Origin of the sequence: Acetanaerobacterium sp. MSJ-12, assembly GCF_018917875.1 — a bacterium.
Classification (GTDB): Bacteria; Bacillota; Clostridia; order Oscillospirales; family Ruminococcaceae; genus Bittarella; species Bittarella massiliensis.
In genome coordinates, this window is record NZ_JAHLPK010000002.1 from 202,618 (window position 1) to 224,021 (window position 21,404).

Here is a 21,404-nt window from a genome sequence, read left to right on the forward strand (position 1 = left end):
AGGGGCGCTTTTTCTCACCATACCCCACGCCGGGACAGCCTGTCAAGGCGCGGCGGCAAAAAAAGGGGAATTTCCCCCTTGACTTGGAGTGGACTCCAGGGTGTAAGGTGAAAAAAACGGCCCGGCAGCGGCGGGCCGCCCTGTTGAGAGGAGAGAGAGACCGTGATCTACAAGGCATTTGGGGACCTGCAACTGTCGGCGCTGGGGATGGGCGCCATGCGCCTGCCGACCATCGGCGGGGAGGACGGAATGATCGACGAGGTCCAGACCGGCCAGATGGTGGACTTTGCCATGGGACAGGGAGTCAACTACTACGACACCGCCTGGGGCTACCACGGCGGCCAGTCGGAGATCGCGCTGGGCCGGGCGCTGCAGAAGCACCCCCGGGAGCGCTTCTACCTGGCCGACAAGTTCCCCGGGTACGACCTGGCCAACATGGGCAGGGTGGAGGAGATCTTCGAGCGGCAGCTGGAGAAGTGCGGGGTGGAGTACTTTGACTTCTACCTCTTCCACAACGTCTGCGAGATGAACATCGACGCCTATCTGGACCGGCAGTACGGCATCTACGACTACCTGATGGCGCAGAAGCGCGCCGGGCGGATCCGGCACCTGGGCTTTTCGGCCCACGGCAGCTGCGCGGTGATGCGCCGCTTTTTAGAGGCCTGCGGCGAGGGGATGGAGTTTTGCCAGCTTCAGCTCAACTACCTGGACTGGACCTTTCAGGATGCAAAGGGCAAGGTGGCACTGCTGGCGGAGTACCAGATCCCCGTGTGGGTGATGGAGCCGCTGCGGGGCGGCCGGCTGGCCGCCCTGCCGGAGGAGAGCGCCGCGCGGCTGAGGGCCCTGCGCCCCGACGAGGGGGTCCCGGCCTGGGCCTTTCGCTTTTTGCAGACCCTGCCCGAGGTGGTGGTGACCCTGTCGGGGATGTCGAGCCCCGCCCAGCTGGAGGAGAACATCCGCACCTTCTCCCAGGAGCGGCCCCTGGACGAGGGGGAGATGAAGGCCCTGCTGGAGGTGGCCGACGGCCTGCTCGAGCGCAAGGTCCTGCCCTGCACGGCCTGCCGCTACTGCACCAGCCACTGCCCCCAGGGGCTGGACATCCCCTCGCTGCTGTCCCTCTACAACGAGCACAGCTTTTCCGAGGGCGGCTTTCTGGCCTCCATGGCCCTGTCGGCCCTGCCGGCGGAGAGGCAGCCGGGCGCCTGCATCGGCTGCAGGAGCTGTGAGGCGGTCTGCCCCCAGCAAATCAAAATTTCTGAGGCGATGGCCGATTTCGCCGCAAAGGTGCGGGCCTGACAGGCCCCTTGCACAGGGAGGAACAGAAGATGGCAACAATGCAGTACCGAGCGCTGCCCCACGGCGGCGAGAAAATCAGCGTCATCGGCCTGGGGATGGGCTCGATCCACGCCGGCAGCGAGGAGGAGATCGAGCGCACCGTCGACCGGGCCATCGAGGCGGGCATCAACTACTTTGACATGGCCGCCTCAGAGGGGAAGCCCTACCCCTGCTATGCCCGCGCCTTTGCCGGGCGGAGGGAGAAGCTCCTCTTGCAGATGCATTTCGGCGCGGTGTACGAGGGCGGCAGGTACGGCTGGACCCGGGAGCAGTCAAAGATCGAGGAGAGCTTTCGGGAACAGCTGCGGCTGCTGGGCACCGACTACACCGACATGGGGTTTGTCCACTGCATCGACGAGGAGGACGACTGCGACCAGGTGCTGAGCGGCGGCCTCTGGGATTATATGAAAGCCCTCAAGGCAGCCGGCGTGATCCGCCACCTGGGCCTCTCCTCCCACAATCCCGAGATCGTCCGCCGCTTTTTGGAGACGGGGCTGGTGGACATGGTGATGTTCAGCATCAACCCGGCCTACGACTACTCCACCGGCACCTACGGCATCGGCAGCGCCGAGAACCGGAGCCGCCTCTACCGGGAGTGCGAGCGGGAGGGGGTCGGCATCTCGGTGATGAAGCCCTTTGGCGGCGGGCAGCTGCTGGGGGAGAGGACCTCCCCCTTCCGCCGGGCCCTGAGCAAGACCCAGTGCATCCAGTACGCCTTGGACCGGCCGGGGGTGCTCACCGTCCTCCCCGGGGTGCGGGGGGAGGAGGACCTGCAGGCGGTGCTGGCCTACCTGGACGCCGATGCGCAGGAGCGGGACTACTCGACCATCAGCGCCTTTGCCCCCCCGAACGCCGAGGGGGTCTGCGTCTACTGCAACCACTGCCAGCCCTGTCCAGCGGGGCTCGACGTGGGGCTGATCAACAAGTACTACGACCTGGCCCGAGCGGGGGACGTGTTGGCGGCGGGGCACTACCAAAAGCTCTCGCTGAAGGCCGACGCCTGCCTGCGCTGCGGCCACTGCGAGGCCCGCTGTCCCTTCCACGTCAAGCAGGAGAGCCGGATGGAGGAGATCGCCGCCTATTTTCAGGGGCAGCTGTAGAGGGGCAAAACGAGAGAGGGGCCGGGGAAGACATCTCTTCCCCGGCCCCTCTTCTCTTTGGGGGGAGGTCTATTTTTTGAGGGCCTCTTCGCAGTAGGCGTGCAGCTCGCTGCCGGTGGCAAACCAGACCCCCTCCATGGCGGTGGCGTAGTCGAAAAACTCCTCCAGCACGGCGGTGCGGCCGGGGTTGCCGATGGTCTGCGGGTCCAGCTGCATCACGTAGCAGAGACCGTGGTTGTAGTGGCCGAGGAACTCGTCTTTCCAGTTGGAGAGCATGTTGGTGTAGTTTGACACCCGCCCCTGCCCAAAGGGGAAGGCCGGCCGGTAGTTGAAGGCCAGGTAGGGGAAGTCGAAATTGGCCCACTGCATGGGGATCTCGAGGATCTCCTCCCCCGGCTGGGTCAGGGGGAGGTAGTAGGGCCGGTCGTCGTCAAAGAGGTCGCTAGAATAGACCATCCCCAACTCCTTGGCGATGGCGAGGGTCTCCAGGGTCAGGTCCCCCTCGGGGGCGCGAAAGCCCCGGCAGGGCTGGCCGCTGACGGCCTCGATGGCGGCCACCGCCCGCGCAAGCCGCCGGCGCTGCTCCTGGGCGGAGAAGAGGGAGAGGTTTTCGTGCTCGTACCCGTGGCAGCCGATCTCGTGGCCGGCCGCGGCGATCTGCCGCAGCTTGTCGGGGTACTCCTCCGCCACCTTGCCGGGGCAGAAGAAGGTGGCTTTGATTTGGTAGCGCGCCAGCACGTCCAGCAGCCGGTCCACCCCCCGCAGCATGCCGTACTGGCCCATGGAGAGGGTCTTGGGCATCTCTTTGGCCGCCGGGTCGAGCTGCAGCCAGAAGTACTCGGCGTCCAGGTTGACGGTGATGAGGGCGGCGCAGCGCTTGCCCTGGGGCCAGGTCATTGTCTCGGTGTACATCTGCCATTCCTCCTATTGTGGGTCGGTGGGGTAGGTGGCGCGCCACCAGTCGGCGATCTCTGCGCCGGTGGCGATCCAGACGTCGGGGTGGGAGGTGACTTCCTTCAAAATCTCCTCCAGGATCAGGTTGCGGCCGGGGGCGCCGGAAATCTGCGGGTGCATCAAAAAGGAGATGCAGAGGCCGTAGCGGTGGTAGCCGCGGAACTCCCGCAGGTAGGTGTCCTGCACGTTGCGGTAGCAGGAGATGCGGTCGAGACCGGCGGGCTCGGCCGGGTAGATGCTGTAGGCCTGGGCCACGTAGTCGTCCAGCTCCCACTTGGAGGGGATCTCGATGAAGTCGGTCACCCGCCCGTCGAGCACGGTGTGGTAGGGGCGGTCGTCCCCCCGCATCGAGCTGGAGTAGGAGAAGCCCCGCTCCTCCAGCAGGTAGGGGGTCTCCACCGCCCAGTCGCCCGAGGGGGTGCGAAAGCCCACCGGGGCCTTGCCGGTGATCTCTTTGATGATTTTCTGGGTCTTTTCGATGATCTCGATCTGCTCCTCCCGGCTCTTCTCCACAAACCGCTCGTGGGTGTAGCCGTGGTTGCCGATCTCGTGCCCGGCCGCGGCGATTTTTTGGATGACTGCCGGGTTGTGTTCGGCCACATAGCCGGGCACAAAGAAGGTGGCCTTGACCCCGTATTTGTCCAGCAGGTCCAAAATCATGTCGACGCAGCGGTTGGGGCCGTACTGGCCGATGGAGCGGGCGCGGATGAGCTGGTCGGCGTGGGGCTCGTCGGCGGACATGTTCTGCCAGATGATGTCGCCGTCCAGGTCAAAGGTGAACATGGCGGCGCTTTTGCAGCCGTTTGGCCATTTGATTTGCATAGATGGATCGTCCTTTCGTGCGGCGATTTTTACAGCACCTTCTCCAAAAATTCCTTGGCGCGGGGGGATTTGGGGCTGGAGAAGAAGCGCTCAGGCGGGGCGTCCTCGATCAGGCGGCCCTCGTCGAGAAAGCAGATGCGGTCGGCCAGCTCCCGGGCAAAGCCCATCTCGTGGGTGACCAGCACCATGGTGATGCCGGTGTCGGCCAGCCCCTTGATGACCCCCAGCACCTCTTTGACCATCTCCGGGTCCAGGGCGGAGGTGGGCTCGTCGAAGAGGATGGCCTCCGGGTCCATGGCCAGGGCGCGGGCGATGGCCACCCGCTGTTTCTGTCCGCCCGAGAGGGTGGCGGGGTAGACCCCTGCCTTGTCGGCCAGGCCGACGCGCTCCAGCAGTTCCATCGCCTTTTTCCCGGCGGCCTTCTTGTCGGCCTTTTTCACCTTGCGGGGGGCGTAGGTCATGTTCTCCAGCACCGTCATGTGGGGGAAGAGGTTGAAGTGCTGAAAGACCATCCCCACCTTCTCCCGCACCGAGAGGATGTCGACTTTTTTCTGGGTGATGTCCACCCCGTCGATGAACACCTGGCCGGAGGTGGGGGTTTCCAGCAGGTTCATACACCGCAGCAGGGTGGATTTGCCCGAGCCGGAGGGGCCGATGATGGCCACGATCTCCCCCTTTTGGATGTCCAGGGAGACGTCCTTGAGGACCTCCAGCTCGCCGAAGTCCTTGCTCACATGCTTAACGCTGATCACTTTTGCGCACCTTCCTTTCAATGCATTTGGCGATGAAGTTGAGGATGGTCACGATGACGTAGTAGATGAGGGCGGCCACCAGGAAGGGCTCAAAGGAGCGGTAGGTGGCGTTCATCACCAGTTGGGCGGTGCGCATGATCTCCACCATCCCGATGGTGGCTACCAGAGAGGTGCCCTTGAGGAGGTTGATGACCTCGTTGATGATGCTGGGCAGCACGCTCTTGATGGCCTGGGGAAAGACGATGTCCCACATCATCCGCGGGTAGGAGACCCCCAGCGCCTGAGCGGCCTCCTTCTGGCCGGCATCGACCCCCAGCACCCCGCCTCGCAGGTTCTCCGAGAGGAAGGCCGCCGAGTTGAGCCCGAAGGCCAGCACCGCCGCTTGCAGGGCGGTGATTTTGTAGGCAAAGAGCTGGGGAACGGCGAAGTAGACCAGAAACAGCTGTACCAGCTGGGGCACCCCGCGGAAGATGGAGGTGTAAAACTGGGCAAAACCCCGGAGGATGCGGCTGCGGGAGATTTTGCAGAGGGTGAGGGGGATGGCCAGCACAAAGCCCACCAGCAGCGAGAGCAGGGTCACCTGCATGGTGACGCCGATGGAGCGGAAAAACATGGGCAGGTACTTGGGGATGATCCCGAAGTCCAGATTCATGGGGATTCTCCTTTCGCGCAGGCAGACCACGGCGGCCGGCGCCGTAGTCTGCCTTTTTGGTGTAGGGGGGAAGGGAAGGGGCTACTCGCCGATATAGGCCTCGCCCAGCCACTTAGTGACGATCTCGTCCATCTTGCCGCTGTCCTGCAGGGCCTTGATCTCGGTGTTGAAGGCCTCGATCAGGTCAGAGCCCTTGGGGAAGGCGATGGCGAACTCCTTGTCCACGTCCTTGTTGATCTCGCTGTCCTTGGGGATCATGAAGCCGTCCAGGTCGGGGTTGTCGTTGATGAAGCCCTGCAGCAGGGAGCCGTCGGTGCACATGGCGTCCACCCGGCCGCTCTTGAGTTCGGCCAGCACGGCGGGCTGGCCGTCAAAGGTGGTGACGATGGCGCCGGGGACCTTGCGGGCGGTGGTCTCGTAAGAGGTGCCGGTGGAGCAGGCGATTTTTTTGCCGTTCAAGTCTTCCACCGTCTTGATGCCCGAGTCCTTGCTCACCAGGAAGGCGTCGCGGCTCTCGATGTAGCCGATGGAGAAGTCGACGCTCTTGCGGCGCTCGTCGGTGGCGGTCAGCCCCGAGAGGACGAAGTCGGCCCGGCCGGACTGAAGGGCGCCGATGAGGCCGGAAAACTGCATGTTGGTAATTTCGTAGGTGAAGCCCATGTCCTCGGCCATCTGGTTGAGAAAGTCGATGTCCAGGCCCTCGTAGACCTCCTTGCCGCTGTCGTCCACGGTGACGGTCTCAAAGTTTTTAAAGGAGGCGCTCATGGCGATGGTGAAGTGCTTGCCCGCCAGGGGTTTTCCGCTGGTGTCGCTTCCGGCGTCGCCGCCGGCGCTCTTGTCGGTGCCGCAGCCGCTGAAGGCTCCCAGTGTCAAAACGCCCGCCAGGGCGACAGCCAATACTTTTTTCAGTTTCATAGTCGATTCCTCTCTCTTTCTCTCTTTATTTAATCAATTGTCCCGCCCGACCAGGCGCGAATTGCCCGGGGTGGGAGGGGATAGGCCAACTTGCTGTGGCAGAGGCCCTGGCGCACCAGCAGCTCCGCAGTGCCCACCAGGGTGAAGGCCGGGTCGATGACCGGCAGCCCCGCCAGGGCGGAGACCTGCGCCCCCAGCCCGGCAAAGCTTAAGCAGCCGAGGATCACCGTGTCGGCCCCGTCCTCCTCGGCGCATCTTCGGCAGGTCTGGGCCAGCTTCTTGACCAGGGCGCCGTCGGTAGCCGGGCTGCGCCCCTCGCTGGGGCCGTGCTCGGCGCTGCGCACCGAGGCCAGTGCATTCCCAAAGCCCAGGGCGCGGACAAAGGCGGCCTTTTGGGGGATGCGGCCGGCGGCGGTGGTGAGGACCGAGAAGCGGTGCCCCAGCTGCGCCGCCAGGGCCAGGGAGGCCTGGGCCCCGCCCACCACCGGGATCTGCAGCAGCTCCCGACAGGCCGACAGGCCGGGGTCGGAGAAGCAGTAGAGGCAGACGGCGTCGAATCCGTCGGCCTGCGCCTGCAGGGCCATCTGCACGATCTCGGGCGCGGCCACCGCCACGTCCAGGTCGGAGTCGATGCAGACCTGGGTGCGCTGGGGGCAGTCCATCGAGATGGCGGTGTCCGGGCCCGCCGCCCGGGAGAGAAGGGCCTCGCGGGCGGCGAGTTCGGCCCGGGTCATCCCCGAATCGGGGTTGATGAATTTCAGTTTCACCCGCGCTTCCTCCTTTCTGCCAGGGCGGCGGTTCAGAGCATCTCCTTTTTGATGCCCTTGTGCAGGATGTTCTCGTAGTCGATATAGGGGTAGATGTCCTCCCCGATGGCGGGGCAGAACTGCTTGAGCTCCGAAAGGGTCAGCTCCTCGATGCTCGTCTGCCGGTCCTCGCAGTAGATAACGATCTGCCCGACGATGCCGTGGGCATCCCGAAAGGGGACCCCCTTGGCCACCAGGTAGTCCGCCACCTCGGTGGCGTTGAGAAAGCCCTTGGAGACCGCCTGCCGCATCTTTTCGGGGTGGACGGTGAGGGTGGCCACCATCCGCTCCATCATGGTCAGGGAGAGGAGGACGGTCTCCAGCCCGTCGTGAAAGAGGTCCTTGTCCTCCTGCATGTCCTTGTTGTAGGCCAGGGGCAGCCCCTTCATCACCGTGAGGAGGGCCAGCATGTCGCCGTAGACCCGCCCGGTCTTGCCCCGGATGAGCTCGGCCCCGTCGGAGTTTTTCTTCTGCGGCATGATGCTGGAGCCGGTGGTGTAGCGGTCGTCCAGGGTGACAAAGCCAAATTCCTGGGTGCCCCAGAGGATCATCTCCTCGGCCAGCCGAGAGAGGTGCATCATCAAGATCGAGAAGGCGGCCAGGACCTCCAGCTGGTAGTCGCGGTCGCTGACCCCGTCCATAAAGTTGTCATAGACCCCGGCAAAGCCCAGCTTCTCGGCGGTGAAGGCCCGGTCGATGGGGTGGGTGGTCCCGGCCAGGGCGCCGCATCCCAGGGGGGAGAGATCCATGTTTTCCAGGGCGCTTTGCAGCCGGTGTCTGTCCCGCTGCAACATGCCGTGATAGGCCATGAGGTGGTATTTAAAGGTCACCACCTGGGCCCGCTGCAGATGGGTGTAGCCGGGCATGATGTAGGGGTTTTCGTCCGCCTTTTTCCGCAGCGTCTGCAAAAACGCCTCCACCAGCTCGACGACATGGGCGGTCTCCCTCTTGACATAGAGCTTCATGTCGGTGTTGACCTGGTCGTTGCGGCTGCGGGCGGTGTGGAGCTTTTTCCCCACCTCCCCCAGCCGGTCGATGAGGTTGGCCTCGACAAAGGTGTGCACGTCCTCGTAGCGGTCGTCCAGGGGCAGGGCGCCGCTGTGCACGTCGGCCTGTATCCCCAGCAGCCCCTCGGTGAGCTGGGCGCCCTCCCCCTCGGTGAGGAGGCCGCACTTGACCTGCATGGCCACGTGGGCCAGGCTGCCCTCGATGTCGGGGTCGCAGAGCCAGTGGGTGTCTTTGAAATTGTTGTTGAACTGCTCCATCAGGTCCTCTTCGCCCGCGCGGAACCGGCCCCCCCAGAGCTTGTGAATGCCGTTAGCTGCCATCTGTCTGGCCCGCCTGCCTTTCTGCTGTAGATATTTGAAAATTATTCATTCAATGTGCATGATTATACCTCTTTCTGCGGGAGGATGCAAGAGGAAATTGAGTATAAAATATCGTTTTTACTCTGTATATACAGTATAAAACCCTAAAAATATTCAAAAATAAGAAAGTTTATAACTATTCAACAAAAAGAGAGACGAGGGTTTTTCAAAAGACAGCAAAGTTTAAAAAAGGATTACAATTGGTTACAAGTTTGCTAGAAAATTGCCACTGAAAAGCAATCATGTTAAAATGATTTTAGGAAAAATGCGAGGTGGCCGCCGTCAGGCGGCAGAGGGGGGCGGCGGCTGTGCGGGAGAGAATCAGGGCGCTCTGGCGCAAAAAGGCAGTGCGGCGGGGCCTGTTGGCGGCGGTGGTCGCCCTGGTGTGCCTGGGGCTTTTGTGGGGGGTGGTCCGTGCCATCCCCGGCGCGCCCATCGACACCACCCTCACCGGGCGGGTGCCGGTGGTCATCGACAGCGACGGGGGGCTCGACGACTTGACGGCCCTGTTGCTGGCCCGACAGGTGGACCGTCTCGAGGTGCGGGGCCTCACCGCCTCCTACGGCGCGGTCTCCCTGCCCCAGGCCGGGCGCAACCTGTTGGCGGCGGCCGAGTGGATGGGGGAGGACTGGCCGGTGGCCCTGGGGGCCAAAAGCGCCCTCGACGGTTCCCTGCCCGCCGGGGTCCGCACCCTGGGGGAAAACGGGCTCTACGGCGCGGTGCTGCCGCCGGCCGCCCGACAGGCCGACCCCCGCACCGCCAGCGACTTCCTCTACGACCTGGCGGTGGAGGAGGGGGGCGCGCTGCAGGTAGTCTGCCTGGGGCCGGCGACCAACCTGGCCAGGGCGATCGAGGAGCACCCCGACCTGCCCGGCCTGTTGGCGGGGGTCACCCTGGGGAGCACCCGCCTCCCCATCCCCGAGGTGGAGGTGGAGCGGCTCAAGGGCGAGAGCGAAGAGGCCTGGCGCAAGCGCTGGGAAGAGGCCCAGTTAAAGCACGAGCAGGAGGAGGTGGGGGCCCACCCCGACTTGCTGTGGGAGGCCGACGGAGCCGCCCTGGAGGCGGTGGTGGAGAGCGGTATCCCCCTGACGGTGGTGCCGGTCTCGGCCCTGGAGGGGATGGAGGCGGGCAAAAAAGACCGCTGGGACACCCTGACCCCCCTGCTGGAGGACACCGGCAAAGCCGCCCCCCTCTACGCGGGGGCCAAGGAATACTTGAATGAGGAGTACCGCAAGGGCAGCCCGAGCATTGCAATGGACTTTTCGGCGGTGGCGGTGCTGGCCGCCCTGGTGGACGAGAGCGCCTTCACGGTGGAAGAGGGGGGCATCGCCTGGGCGCGGTACGGGCCGGTGGTGGAGCCGGGCGGCGAGGGGGTCCGCTGCCGGGTGGCGAGCGAACTGGAAATGGTGACGGACGAGGACTACAAGTGGGCCGAAGCCACCAGCTCCAGAGATGGGACCAAGGCGGTGGCGACCCAGCGCATCCCCATCCCCAAGCTCTTTTTGGTGATGGAGAAGACCTTTCGGCACTGGTGATTTTCCCGACGGGAGGGTTTTGAGATGGCACTGATCGGCACAGCGGGCCGCCAGCGCGGGCGGAAGATCGGAACGGCGGCAGCGGCGATCGCCCTGGCTGCGCTGATGGTGGTCGGCGGCGGGCGGCTGCTGCCGGGGAAGGCCATCGGCGCCACATTGACCGAGCGCACCCCGGTGCTCATCGACAGCGACGGGGGGCTCGACGACCTGACGGCCCTGCTGATGGCCCGGCAGATCGGCTGCCTGGACGTGCGGGGGATCACCGCCAGTTTTGGGGTGGTCCCCCTGCCCCAGGCGGCCCGCAACCTGCTGTCGGCGGCGGACTGGATGGAGCGGGACTGGCCGGTGGCCCTGGGGGCCGGGGCCTCGCTGGACAGCCGCCTGTTGACGCAGGAGAGCCGGTGGGGGAAGACCGGCCTCTGCGGGGTCGCCCTGCCCCCCAGCGGCCGCAGCTTTGACGCCCGCACCGCCAGCGACTTCCTCTACGACCTGGCGGTGGAGGAGGGCGGGCGGCTGCAGGTGGTCTGCCTGGGGCCCCTCACCAACCTGGCCGCCGCCCTGCGCGAACACCCCGACCTGGCGGGGAGGATCGCCGGGGTGACCCTGGGGGCGGGCCTCCCCCTCCCCGAGGGGGGGCTGGACGAGGAGGGGGAGAGCGCCTACTGGGCGGCCGTGGCCGGGAGCGATTACGCCCTGCAGGCCGACCCCACCGCCCTGCGGGAGGTGGTGGAGAGCGGCATCCCCCTGACGGTGGTGCCGGCCCCGGTGCAGGCGGAGATGGCGGCGGTTCGGCAGAGAGATAGGGACACCATCAGCCCCCTCTTTCAAGACCTGCGGGAGACAAAGCCCGTCTACGGGCAGATGCTCTCCTTCCTCAAAGAGCAGGGGGGCACCAGCGACCGGGTCTCGCTGGAGCTGGGCGGGGTGGCGGTGCTGGCCGCCCTCACCGACGAGAGCGCCTTCTCCTTTCTCCCGGCCGATCTGCAGTGGCGGCAGGGGGCGCTGGCATACGCCCCCGCCGAGGGAGAGGGGGACTGCCGGGTGGCGGCGGCCCTGACGGCGGTGACCGACGAGAAGTACCGGCGGGTCTCGGCATCCGGCGCCGGTGAGTTGGTCCCCGTTCCCCAGCTGTACGGGACTTTGGAGCAGACCTTTCGATACTGGTAGACCGGGCGCAAAGGGGGAAGCGAGATGGCAGGCGGGCAAACCGTACGGCGGGGGCCGCGAAGGGCCCTGCGCCGGCATCTGATCGAGGGGCTGGCGGTGCTCTATGCGGCACTCCTCCTCTTCTCTCCCCAGTGGGGCATCCCCACCGGGCTGTCCGAGCGCACCCCGGTGGTCATCGACTGCGACCCGGGCAGCGACGACGTGTTGATGTTGGGCTATGCCGCCGGGGCGGACCTTCTGGACGTGCGGGGGATCACGGTGGTGGGGGGGACGGGCACCCTGGCCCAGACCGGGCGCAATGCCCTCACGGCGGCGGCCCACTTTGGCCTTCACTGCCCGGTGGCCCTGGGGGCCGCGCAGACGGTGCGGGGCATCCCCTTCACCTGGCCGCAGGACGCGGGGGCCAACGGCGCCAACAACCTGACCCTCCCCTGGGAGGGCGGGCGCTCCTTTGACCCCCGCCCCGCCTGGGACCTGCTCTACGACCTGGCGGTGGAGGAGGGGGGGCAGTTGCAGCTGGTCTGCACCGGGCCCCTGACCAACCTGGCCCGGGCGCTGGAGGAACACCCCGACCTGCCCGGCTATTTGAAGCGGGTGGTGGTCTCGGCCGGCAGCGTCGATCTGCGGGCGGCGACCGCCGCCGGGGAGTACACGGCGGGCGGCGCGGGGAGCAGCCTGGCCTTGACCGCCCCCGACCCCAACGGCCAGGCAGACCCCGGCGCCCTGGAGGCGGTGCTGGCGAGCGGCCTCCCCCTCTACATTGTGGGGAACGACCGGTATGCGGCGGGGAGCAGATTGGTGTGTAAAGACAGCTGGACCACCTTTGCCAGCGAACCGCAGCTCTACGGGGCCATCTGGACCTACCCCATGAACGTCTACAAAAGCGGAGGGGAGGACAATGACGTATCGCTGTACGGCCTCGCCGCCCTCTACGCGGTGCTCGACGAGGGCGCCTACCGCTTTGCACCGGCCCAGCTGTGTCCGGCGGAAGGGCTGCTGGAGCGGGCGGTGCCGGAGAGGAGCGTGGTCGTCTACGACCCCGCGGGGCAGATGCGGATGATGGACCCCACCAAGGAGCGGGAGACCAGGGAGCCGGTCGAGCCAAACCTCCCCAGCGGGATGTTTTTCTGGGAGGAGGCGGACTACCTGACCCCCGCCGACCTGGAGGGGCGGACCCTGGTGCGGCTCACGGGGGAGGAAGAGGCCAACTGTCACCTGGCGGTGGAGCAGCGGGTGGGGACATCGGGCGTTGGAGAATGTGCGGTATTAGGTCCCATTTTTGACTGCCGGAACCAACTTGGAAAAAAGAGCTGACCTGCCAGAGAGGAGGAGAGAGATGCAGATGTTTTGGGAGAGGGGACGCCGCCTGGCGCAGGCGGTGCGGGCGCGGGCGGGGCGGGTTTTCTGCGGGGCCCTCGCCCTCTGGGTGGGGGTGATGGCCTTTTCGCCCCAGAGAAACATCCCCACCACCCTGACCGGGCGCACCCCGATCCTCATCGACTGCGACCCGGGGGGAGACGACGTTCTGGCCATCGGCCTGGCCGCCGGGACGGCGCTGCTGGACGTGCGGGGGATCACCCTCTGCAGCGGCGCGGGGACCCTTGCCCAGACCGGCCGCAGCGGGCTGACGGCAGCGACTTACTTTGACCTTCACTGCCCGGTAGCCCTGGGTTCCACCCGCAATTCGGCGGGAGAGGCCGTCGTCTGGGGGGAGGACACCGGCCCCACCGGCGCCGGAAACCTGGTCCTCCCCTTTGGGGGGGAGGAAGACTTTGACCCTCGCCCCGCCTGGGAGTTGATGTACGAGACCGCTGTCCAGGAGGGGGGCGCGCTGCAGATCCTCTGCCTGGGCCCCCTGACCAACCTGGCCCGGGCGCTGGAGGAACACCCCGACCTGCCGCAGTACATCCAGCGGGTCGTCTTTTCGGCGGGGAGCGTCTCCCTGACCGAAAATGGGGCGGTGGCCGGGGTGGGGAACGACGCCAACGGCCCGGCCGACCCGGCGGCCCTGCAGAAGGTGCTGGCCAGCGGCATCCCCCTGGTGATGATAGACGCGTCGATCTCTTTAGGCGATCACGGCACCCAGAAGGACCTGTGGACCCTCTTTGCCAGCCAGCCCAGGCTGTTTGACGCCCTCTGGAGCTATTGGGATGAAAAGGGGAAGCGCAACTTTGCCGCCGGCACCCTCCCGCTGGACGGCATTGCGGCGGTCTCCCTGCTGATCGATGAGACGACCCTGGTCCTCAAACCGGCCGACCTGGGCTATTGCGAGGGGCCGGTGACAGGGCTCGACGGGGAGTCCCTGGACGGGCGGGGGCGGGTGACGGTCACATCCGCGGCCGAGGGGGGGAGCCCCCACCGGGTGGCTGTGGCCTGCGCCATGTGGGACTGGCAGGGAAAGACCGCCCCGGCGCCGGTGGTGCTGCTCCACCAGTGCCGCAACCTTTTGGGCAGCGCGGCGGCGCTGTGACGGTGAACGGCAGACAGAAGAGAAGATGAAGACGGGGTGTTTGTATGAACCTGCTCAAGAAGGGAAAAAGCAAAAAACAGGTGCTGGCGGTCTGCGCGGCCACGGTGGCCTGTGCGGCCGCAGCGCTGGCGCTGACCGGCAAGGTGGCCGCCAAAAAGATCCAGGACATCCCCGAGGTGGCGGAGCGAAACGGTCTGACCCACATCGAGTCGGTCTTTCGCCGGCAAAATGGCGAGGGGTATGTCCTGCTGACCCGGGTGTTTCGCTGCCCCAACCCCAAGGGCCCGGGGCAGGCCTACAACTTGAGCGACGAGGAGATCAGCTACCTGCTCATCGACCTGCAGAGAAACATCCCCCAGGTGGCGCTGGAGGTGGGCGGTCAGCGCGTCGAGAGCGACCCGGAGCAGGTGGACGTCCACTACAACTGGGTGGCCGATCAATTCTTCGCCTACTACACGGTGCCGGTGGGACAGATCGGGGAGGCCGAGAGCGCCTACCTCACCTTAAACGACAGCGGGCAGAAGGAGCGGCCGGTCATCGACCTCTCCGACCAGCCGGAAGCGGTGCAGACGGTGCAGCTGGAGGGGGGGCGTTCGGTGGAGATCCGGGTGCAGTCGGCCAGCGCGGACGGCCGCAACCTGCTGGTGGAGTGCCTGTCCGACGGCGAGACCCAGATGGTCTACCCCGCCCTGGCCGACCTGGGGATGGCCGGCACCAACTGGCGGGCCCAGGAGACGGTGGAGAGCATGCTGGAGCAGAGCGAGGAGAGGAGCCTGTCCCTCTACACCCTCAAGCGGGTCCTCTCCCTCTACGAGCTCTTCTACCGCACCCCCAAGGTCTGGTACATGACCTTTGACAACCTGGCGGAGACCGTCTACGCCACCGCCGGCGAGGCGGTGTCCATCCCCAACCCGGCGGAGGGGGAGACCATCGAGCTGAACACCCCCTTTACCGTGGGCGGGCAGCGGTACCGCCTGAGCGCCGTCAAGCGCTCTAATGGGACGGTCTTCACCACGGTGGAGACCTACGGCGAGACCTCGTCCATCATCGCCCTCAAGGCCAATGTGGGCCCCGCCGGCAAGTGGGCGGAGTACCAGCAACCCGCCATCACCTACGAGCTGCGGGGGGAGGCGGCCAAGGGCACCTCCAGCCAGCAGTTGGAAGTTCTCGCCTCCCAGCCGGAGGGGATCGCCCTGGAATTCATGCCCTATGAGGCGCGGATCAAGTGGGGGTGGCCCGGCATCGTCCTCCCCCCGGAAAAATAAGTTTCTATAAAACTGGCTAAAACAGCGGCCTGTCGCCCCACACCCCGGGCGACGGGCCGCTGTCTTTTGCACCTGGAGATGGTGGAGATGGGGCTGCTCAGATGGGGGGAGCCGCTCGATGGGGGAGAAAAGAGGAGGATCCCCAATCGGCGGCTGGTTTTGCGTTTTTGGAGGCGAGAAGACGGCGGGATGGTCTCCCCAAACTCTGGCGGGATTGCCCCTTTTTTCAATCAGCGGGTCAGTTCCCCTCTTGGTCCGCGACATATAAAGGGCGCGTCCGGCCAAAGGCGCTGAGGAAGCGGTAGGTGGTTCTATGCTCCCGACAGTGGGCGGAGAGGTTGGCAGGGAGGGGAGGGTGCTGCGGCGGCAGTGTCTGTGGGAGAGGGGAGATCTCTCTCGGCCTCGGGGGGACCGCTCGCCTACCGGCAGCTGTCGCCCTGCCGATGGGGCAATGGGGGGCCGCCCAATCGAGGCCATCGGTTGAGGAACAGGCAGCACCCTGCTCCCGACGAAGGGGAAAAGGCTGATCGGGAGGGGAGAAGATGCCCAGCAGCAGTTGAAGTGGGGTCGGCATTCGCCCGATCTAGGGCAACCCCGCTTTACCGGTGGGTCGCCTCTGTGGCGGTGGGGGACAGGCCGCTGGGAGAAAGACTGTCCACCCGATGGAAGGGAGCGACCTCTGCCCCTGCGGTGGCGGAAAAAAGCCCCTCCATTTTTTGGCCTGTGGGATGGGGAAAGGGCAGCGTTTTGCCATCCCCCTTGACATGGGGGACAGAAAACACTGGGTGATCTCGACTGTGTGCTGTGCAGCCGGGCACACCCCATCAAATACGGGGACCTTATCCTTTTGGTACAGGGCCGATTGGTGTGTCTGCCGAGAGGGAATAGGGAAGCTGCTCTCCGGCTGTTGCCCCCCTGGGCAGGGTAGACCCCTGTGAGGGGGAGATGCGAACGGGCCTCTCTTCCCCTCTTCGCGAAACGGCCCGATCGCCGGCGGGGGCGAAGGGAAAAACGCAGCAGCGGGCCCGGCGGCCTGCCGTGTGGCAGGTGCCGGGCCCGCTGTGTAAAAAAGGAGGAGGAAAGGCAACGGTAGGGGACATCTCACCAGAGCGCGTGGAGGAAGCGGAAGGAGAGTTTCTTAAAGATGTTTTGGTCCTTGGACACCGAGCGGATGAACCGGTCGACAAAGACCAGGAATTCGCGGAACTGCTCCGGCGTCATCTGGTGTTGGCTGAAGCCGGCTTCCAGCACCAGCTCGATGATGGGCAGGGCCTCGCCGTGCTCCAGGTGGTCGCCAAAGGCCACCTCGATGCTGCTGGCCATCCCGTAGTAGGAGTGGGCGTGGGTGTAGCCGAAGGAGAAGAAGTCCAGCGCCTGCAGCAGGTAGCGGTAGAGGCGGATGATGTTGCGGCGGGGCTCGTCGGTCTCCAGGGAGCGCTTGAAGCGGTGGATGCGCACAAACCGGCGCAGGGCCAGAAAGACGGCGGCGACGGCGATCAGGCCGCCCAGCCAGGCGATGCCGGTCCAGATGATGGTGGTCCAGGGGGCATTTTTGAGGGGCCGCCGCCAGGTGTCGAAGATGGAGAGGGGGTCGTCCACCCCGTCAAAGGTGACGCTGCCCCCGCCGATGCTGTCGCTGGGGTCGCCGCTGCCGGTTCCGCCCCCGCCGGAGATGATGGGGGGCGCCACCTCGCCATCCACCACGGGCAGGGTGTCGTACTCGATAGAGCGGTCGGGGGTCATCTCCACCGGCACCCAGCCAAAGCCGTCCAGGTAGATCTCCACCCAGGCGTGCATGGCGCTGCCGCTGACCATGGTGCCCCGCCGCTCCACCAGGGCGTTGACCCCCAACAGGGGCTGCTCGATGGGGACCTTCTCGTCCTCCAGCCCGCGGCCGCTCAAGGCCTGGGGGGTGAGGGCGTAGCCCTCCACATAGCGGGCGGGCACGCCGGCCGAGCGCAGCATCATGGCGCCCGCCGAGGCGAAGTGGGTGGCAAAGCCGCTGTCCCGCTGGGTGAGGAAGTACTCGACAAAGTCCTGCCCGTCGGGGGTGGAGCCGGGGGCGGGGTTGTAGTGGTAGTGTTCGCTCAAATAGCTGCGGACCCAGTCGGTGTAGGTGGCCAGGTCGCCCGCCTCCGCCAGCGCCTGGGGGGTGAAGAGCTCGTCGGTGAGCACCTTCTGAATGTTGTCGGGCACCTGGGTGTAGGTCTGGTAGACAAAGCGGCGGTAGGCCGCCTCCCGCCGGGCGTAAGCCGCCGCGTCGCGGTCGCGCTGCGCCGCCTCCTGCAGGGGGGTGTCCATGTCCACCCCCAGCAGGTTGGGGGCGGTATAAAAGTCAAAGTCGTAGGAGCCGGCCCAGCGGTTGTTGTCGGTCCAGATGGTGCTGTCCAGGTCGGTCTGGGCGGTCTCCCGCTCGGGCAGCTCCTCCCCTTCGAGGAGGAGGGAGGGGTCGATCTCCTCCCCGATGTACCAGGGGTAGACCGCGCCGTAGGGCACATAGGTGAACTGCTTGAGGGCGGTGTCCTTGAGCCCTTCCACCGAGATGGTGGCATGGGAGAGGTAGACCCCTTTGAGCACCGGGTTGTCGATGGTGTCACAGAGGGCGATGTAGTCGCTGGGGAGGTTTTGGGGCGAGGTCTCCGCCTCGGAGAAGAGGGATCCGAAGGCCTGCCGGCCCGTCTGCTCGGCCTCCTCGTCCAGGGTGTCCCACCGGTCCCCCCGGTAGATCCCGCCCACATACCCCTTGAGGTAGATGGACTGGCCCAGGGTGGGGGTGCGGATCATCAGGTCGTTGGCGGCGTCGTAGTTGCGCCAGATGCCCAGGCGGCTCAACTGCCCGCGGTAGAGGTTGAGGATGCGGCTGGGCTGTTTCTCCATCGACACCTCGGAGAGCTTGTGCCCGGCGCCGTTGCGAAAGGAGGTAAAGGCCCGGCTGTTGTACAGCGGCGGCGAGATGATGAGCCCGCCCGCCGCCAGGCAGCAGAGGCAGAGGCCGACGAGGACACAGCCGCTCTTGAGGGCGGTGGCGTAGCGGTAGTTGTAATTTCGGTAGTCCACCCGAAAGGCGCGGGCCTTTTTCTCGATTTTTTCGGAGAAGTCCCTCTTGGCGCGGGGGTGCCGGGTGGCCAGGTGCAGGGAGAGCACCAGCGCGTAGGAGGCGGCCAGCAGCAAGAAGGGGAGGTAGGAGGGGGTGAGGCCGTAGAAGAGCCCCGGGAGCAGCGGCAGGAAGGTGGCCGCCAGGTAGAGGAAAATGTTGGGCCGGTAGAGGATGGCCACCCCAATGACAAAGAGGATGCAGCAGAGGGCAAAGTTCACAAAGAAGCGCTCGCTGGCCGGCTGGTCGTAGAGGGGCGGGATCCGGTAGGGGATCAAAAATTCAAAGGTGTGCCAGTTGAGCAGTTCGATGACCCGGTTGAAAAACATCTCAAAGCCGAAAAAGAGGGCGTCGCTTTTGAAGAGGCCGAAGGAGACGGCTGCAAAGAGGACCACCCCCGTCCCCGCCAGGGGGTATTTAAAGAGGGTGTAGAGCAGGCAGACCCCCACCAGACAGACCCCCAGCGCCACCGGGGAGACAAGGCTCACCGGCAGCTGGTAGAGGGTGAGGAAGCTGGCCAAAAAGGAGAGGGCGCAGAGCCCCAGCAAAAACAGCCGCACATACCACTTGGCCTGGGGGGCGCGCCGCTCCAGGGCGAGGGAGGTGTCCCGCAGAAGGACGATGTCGTCCCCCTCCAGCGGGGGGAGGGGCGCCGGGTGGCGCAGTTTGTAGAGGAGGGAGGGTTTCTTGCCGCGCTTTTTCTTCGCTTTCAAAGTCCAGTCCCCCCTCTCACAGAATCAGGGCCTGCAGGGCCCCTTCCGGGTGGTCGGAGTCCACACAGATACAGCGGATGCCATACCGGTCCAGCACCGGCATGTCGCAGTGGTCGAAGTCGTGGATGTAGAAAAAGGTAAAGGGCTCCCGGTGCTCCATCCCCATCTGCTCGATGGGGCCGGTCTCGATGATGGGGGCCAGGTAGAGTACCTGGGCGCTCTTAGCCACGGTGAAGTTCTGGCAGTAGGCCTGCAGGGCATAGATCTGTTCGGTGTAGCTGGCGGCGTCAAAGAGGTCGTCCAGGCAGCCAAACAGGTCGGCCTCGTCGGTGATCCGGTGGGAGGCGAGCCCCCCGTTTTGCAGGTCGTACCAGTAGACGGTGTGCTCGATCCCCTCCTGCAAAAAGAGGGGGGAGAGGACACAGAGGGTCTCCAAGATGGCGTCGAGGTAGTTCTTGTCCTCCCGCGAGCCGGAGACCCGGTAGAGCTCCAAGAAGATGCAGGTGGTGTCCTGCAGGGGGAAACTGGACTCCTTGACGATCATCTCGCCCACCTTGGCGGTGAGTTTCCAGTGGATGTGGTTGATCCGGTCGCCGGGCTGGTATTCCCGCAGCTTGAAGGTCTCGGAGGAGTCGTCCCCCCGCCGGTGGCGGGAGAAGGTGTTGCTGTCGGGCACGTGGCGGAAAAAGTCCACCCCGATGCGGGCGGCCGAGTCCACAAAGGCGGGCAGCACCGGCAGCACGAGGCGGCTGTTCGGCTCCAGCCGGATGCAGGTGATCCCCAAAAAGTCGTACAGTCGCACCTCGCCCAGGGAGAAGGTGATCTTCCCGGTGTGGCGGGGGGCCACCGAGTAGGAGATGGTCTGGGTGTTTTTGGAGAAGACGGGGGTCTCCACCACCGTCCGGTTGGGGTCGCCGTAGAACTGGTGGCGGGCCAACAGCTCCACCTGGCAGCGGGCGATGGGCAGCCGCCCCCGGTTTTTGATCTGTAGCTGCAGGGAGAACGACTCGCCCCGCCCCAGGGAGTGGGGGCCGGGCAGCAGCTCTACCTCGACTTTTTTGGCGCAGTGGCGCAGCAGCAGATAGAGCCCCAGGGGGAGCAGCAGCGCCATGGCGAAGGCCAGCATGGACAGGTACTCCCGGTAGGAGAAGGCGAACACCGCCATGGCGACGCAGAACGCCCCGTAGATGATGCGCGCTTTTTTCACGGGAACATCCCCTTTCGGCGTCTTCTACTGTTGGTCGAGCAGGCTCTCGGTGATTTGTGGGGCCGGGGTGTCGTTGAGGATCTCCTGCAGCAGGGTCTTGGCGGTGACCCCGCCGACCCGCGCCTTGGAGCCCAGCACCAGCCGGTGGGCGCCCACGTCGAAGAAGGTCTCCTGCACGTCGTCGGGCACCACGAAGTCGCGGCCGTAGAGGTAGGCCATGGCCTTGGCCATCCGGACGTGGGCCAGGGCGCCGCGGGGGCTCATCCCCAGGGTGATCATGGCGTGGTTGCGGGTGGCCTCGGTCAACTGGGCCACGTACTCGTAGATGGCCTTGTGCACGGTGACCAGCTGGGTCTCCCGCTGCATCTGCAAAATTTCCTCCCGGCTGGCCTGGGGGATGACCTCGTCCAGCGGGTTGCTGTCGTGGCGGCGCTCCATGATGGTGATGGTGCTCTCCACGTCGGGGTAGCCCATGGAGAGGCAGATGAGGAACCGGTCCAGCTGCGACTCGGGCAGGATCTGGGTGCCGGCCGAGCCCACCGGGTTCTCGGTGGCGATGACGATGAAGGGCTTGGGGGTCTCGCGGGTGACCCCGTCCACGGTGATGCGGCCCTCCTCCATCACCTCCAGCAGGGCCGACTGGGTCTTGGAGGAGGTGCGGTTGATCTCGTCGGCCAAAAAGAGGTTGCAGACCGCCGCGCCGGGCTTGTACTCAAAATCGCCCAGCTGCTTGTTGTAGATGGTGAAGCCGGTGATATCCGAAGGCATGACGTCGGGGGTAAACTGCATGCGGTGGTAGTCCAGCGAGAGGGCCTTGGAGAAGGCCATGGCCAGGGTGGTCTTGCCCACGCCGGGGATGTCGTCGAGGAGGACGTGACCCTGTGCCAGCAGGGCCATGAGGATCTTGGCGGCGATGTCGTCCTTGCCGACCACTGCTTTTTTGATTTCAGAAAGGATGCGTTGCGCCTTGGGGTTATACGTGTGCTCCATGCTTTCACTCCCTTTTTGCTCTGTCCGCGCGGCCGCCTCCCCGCGGGGCGGGGCGACAGGGCGGCCGTTTGCTATAACAACAGTATACATGAGCAAATTTTTTCATACAACCTGACGGAGGTTACAAAGTGTTACAGTTGGGTTACAGCGCGGCGAGAGCGCGGAAAAGAGGGGGGCGGATCTGGTTGACAAACGGGCGCGGATGGGCTAAAATATAAAAGCTGTGTTACGAATATCCAGCAATTTTTGGTGTGCTGCGC

The 21,404-nt window shown here is 65.4% G+C and carries 17 protein-coding genes; 7 read left to right on the forward strand and 10 right to left on the reverse strand.

Features of this window, described 5'->3' with window-relative positions; translation table 11 throughout:
* Positions 1-162: 162 nt before the first annotated feature.
* Entirely contained in the window at positions 163-1,296 is a 1,134-nt protein-coding gene (locus KQI11_RS02960) for an aldo/keto reductase (protein ID WP_216401032.1), read from the forward strand.
* Positions 1,297-1,325: 29 nt separating this feature from the next.
* Positions 1,326-2,435, forward strand: coding sequence for an aldo/keto reductase (locus KQI11_RS02965; protein ID WP_286172476.1), 1,110 nt, complete (start codon positions 1,326-1,328; stop codon positions 2,433-2,435).
* Positions 2,436-2,504: 69 nt separating this feature from the next.
* Here the strand turns inward: KQI11_RS02965 and KQI11_RS02970 are convergent, their stop codons facing one another.
* The 7 genes from KQI11_RS02970 to argH all read right to left on the reverse strand — a co-directional run bounded on the left by KQI11_RS02970 (position 2,505) and on the right by argH (position 8,664).
* Positions 2,505-3,347, reverse strand: coding sequence for a polysaccharide deacetylase family protein (locus tag KQI11_RS02970; RefSeq protein ID WP_216401033.1), 843 nt, complete (start codon positions 3,345-3,347; stop codon positions 2,505-2,507).
* Between the two features lie 12 nt (positions 3,348-3,359).
* On the reverse strand, positions 3,360-4,211 hold the full coding sequence (locus tag KQI11_RS02975) for a polysaccharide deacetylase family protein (protein WP_021658130.1): 852 nt from the start codon (positions 4,209-4,211) through the stop codon (positions 3,360-3,362).
* Between the two features lie 29 nt (positions 4,212-4,240).
* Entirely contained in the window at positions 4,241-4,963 is a 723-nt protein-coding gene (locus KQI11_RS02980; protein ID WP_216401034.1) for an amino acid ABC transporter ATP-binding protein, read from the reverse strand.
* Positions 4,950-5,615 (reverse strand): amino acid ABC transporter permease, encoded by a 666-nt coding sequence (locus KQI11_RS02985; protein ID WP_216401035.1) that lies wholly within the window; start codon positions 5,613-5,615, stop codon positions 4,950-4,952. Before KQI11_RS02985 ends, KQI11_RS02980 begins: the two co-directional genes overlap by 14 nt.
* Positions 5,616-5,696: 81 nt before the next feature.
* Entirely contained in the window at positions 5,697-6,530 is an 834-nt protein-coding gene (locus KQI11_RS02990) for a transporter substrate-binding domain-containing protein (protein WP_216401036.1), read from the reverse strand.
* A gap of 29 nt (positions 6,531-6,559) precedes the next feature.
* Positions 6,560-7,297, reverse strand: coding sequence for an aspartate/glutamate racemase family protein (locus KQI11_RS02995; RefSeq protein ID WP_216401037.1), 738 nt, complete (start codon positions 7,295-7,297; stop codon positions 6,560-6,562).
* 32 nt (positions 7,298-7,329) lie between these two features.
* Positions 7,330-8,664, reverse strand: a complete 1,335-nt coding sequence (argH, locus tag KQI11_RS03000; protein WP_216401038.1) for an argininosuccinate lyase — start codon at positions 8,662-8,664, stop codon at positions 7,330-7,332.
* Positions 8,665-9,011: 347 nt separating this feature from the next.
* Between argH and KQI11_RS03005 the strand changes: the two genes are divergently transcribed.
* From KQI11_RS03005 to KQI11_RS03025, 5 genes are read left to right on the forward strand one after another with little or no spacing between them, the layout of a single operon-like run.
* Positions 9,012-10,238, forward strand: coding sequence for a nucleoside hydrolase (locus KQI11_RS03005; RefSeq protein WP_216401039.1), 1,227 nt, complete (start codon positions 9,012-9,014; stop codon positions 10,236-10,238).
* A 24-nt stretch (positions 10,239-10,262) separates the two neighbouring features.
* Positions 10,263-11,405 carry a nucleoside hydrolase gene (locus KQI11_RS03010; RefSeq protein ID WP_216401040.1) on the forward strand — a complete coding sequence of 381 codons (1,143 nt, stop codon included), beginning with the start codon at positions 10,263-10,265 and terminating at the stop codon, positions 11,403-11,405.
* Between the two features lie 24 nt (positions 11,406-11,429).
* Positions 11,430-12,719: a nucleoside hydrolase gene (locus KQI11_RS03015; protein ID WP_216401041.1), complete on the forward strand. Its 1,290-nt coding sequence runs from the start codon at positions 11,430-11,432 to the stop codon at positions 12,717-12,719.
* A gap of 22 nt (positions 12,720-12,741) precedes the next feature.
* The gene (locus tag KQI11_RS03020; RefSeq protein WP_216401042.1) at positions 12,742-13,875 is read left to right on the forward strand and encodes a nucleoside hydrolase; all 1,134 of its coding nucleotides are present in this window, start codon (positions 12,742-12,744) and stop codon (positions 13,873-13,875) included.
* A 44-nt stretch (positions 13,876-13,919) separates the two neighbouring features.
* Entirely contained in the window at positions 13,920-15,140 is a 1,221-nt protein-coding gene (locus KQI11_RS03025) for a hypothetical protein (protein ID WP_216401043.1), read from the forward strand.
* A 1,101-nt stretch (positions 15,141-16,241) separates the two neighbouring features.
* On the opposite strand, the gene KQI11_RS03030 is transcribed toward KQI11_RS03025, so the two are convergent.
* From KQI11_RS03030 to KQI11_RS03040, 3 genes are read right to left on the reverse strand one after another with little or no spacing between them, the layout of a single operon-like run.
* Positions 16,242-18,947 (reverse strand): transglutaminase-like domain-containing protein, encoded by a 2,706-nt coding sequence (locus KQI11_RS03030; protein WP_216401044.1) that lies wholly within the window; start codon positions 18,945-18,947, stop codon positions 16,242-16,244.
* 16 nt (positions 18,948-18,963) lie between these two features.
* Entirely contained in the window at positions 18,964-20,154 is a 1,191-nt protein-coding gene (locus KQI11_RS03035) for a DUF58 domain-containing protein (RefSeq protein WP_216401045.1), read from the reverse strand.
* A gap of 24 nt (positions 20,155-20,178) precedes the next feature.
* Positions 20,179-21,144, reverse strand: a complete 966-nt coding sequence (locus KQI11_RS03040; protein WP_216401046.1) for an AAA family ATPase — start codon at positions 21,142-21,144, stop codon at positions 20,179-20,181.
* Positions 21,145-21,404 lie beyond the last annotated feature (260 nt).

What these genes read in the sequence shown, in the direction of transcription:
- KQI11_RS02965 (WP_286172476.1), top strand. Translation starts at nt 1,326, where the DNA reads ATGGCAACAATGCAGTACCGAGCGCTGCCCCACGGCGGCGAGAAAATC.
- KQI11_RS02970 (WP_216401033.1), bottom strand. Translation starts at nt 3,347, where the DNA reads ATGTACACCGAGACAATGACCTGGCCCCAGGGCAAGCGCTGCGCCGCC.
- KQI11_RS02975 (WP_021658130.1), bottom strand. Translation starts at nt 4,211, where the DNA reads ATGCAAATCAAATGGCCAAACGGCTGCAAAAGCGCCGCCATGTTCACC.
- KQI11_RS02985 (WP_216401035.1), bottom strand. Translation starts at nt 5,615, where the DNA reads ATGAATCTGGACTTCGGGATCATCCCCAAGTACCTGCCCATGTTTTTC.
- KQI11_RS02990 (WP_216401036.1), bottom strand. Translation starts at nt 6,530, where the DNA reads ATGAAACTGAAAAAAGTATTGGCTGTCGCCCTGGCGGGCGTTTTGACA.
- argH (WP_216401038.1), bottom strand. Translation starts at nt 8,664, where the DNA reads ATGGCAGCTAACGGCATTCACAAGCTCTGGGGGGGCCGGTTCCGCGCG.
- KQI11_RS03010 (WP_216401040.1), top strand. Translation starts at nt 10,263, where the DNA reads ATGGCACTGATCGGCACAGCGGGCCGCCAGCGCGGGCGGAAGATCGGA.
- KQI11_RS03015 (WP_216401041.1), top strand. Translation starts at nt 11,430, where the DNA reads ATGGCAGGCGGGCAAACCGTACGGCGGGGGCCGCGAAGGGCCCTGCGC.
- KQI11_RS03020 (WP_216401042.1), top strand. Translation starts at nt 12,742, where the DNA reads ATGCAGATGTTTTGGGAGAGGGGACGCCGCCTGGCGCAGGCGGTGCGG.
- KQI11_RS03025 (WP_216401043.1), top strand. Translation starts at nt 13,920, where the DNA reads ATGAACCTGCTCAAGAAGGGAAAAAGCAAAAAACAGGTGCTGGCGGTC.
- KQI11_RS03040 (WP_216401046.1), bottom strand. Translation starts at nt 21,144, where the DNA reads ATGGAGCACACGTATAACCCCAAGGCGCAACGCATCCTTTCTGAAATC.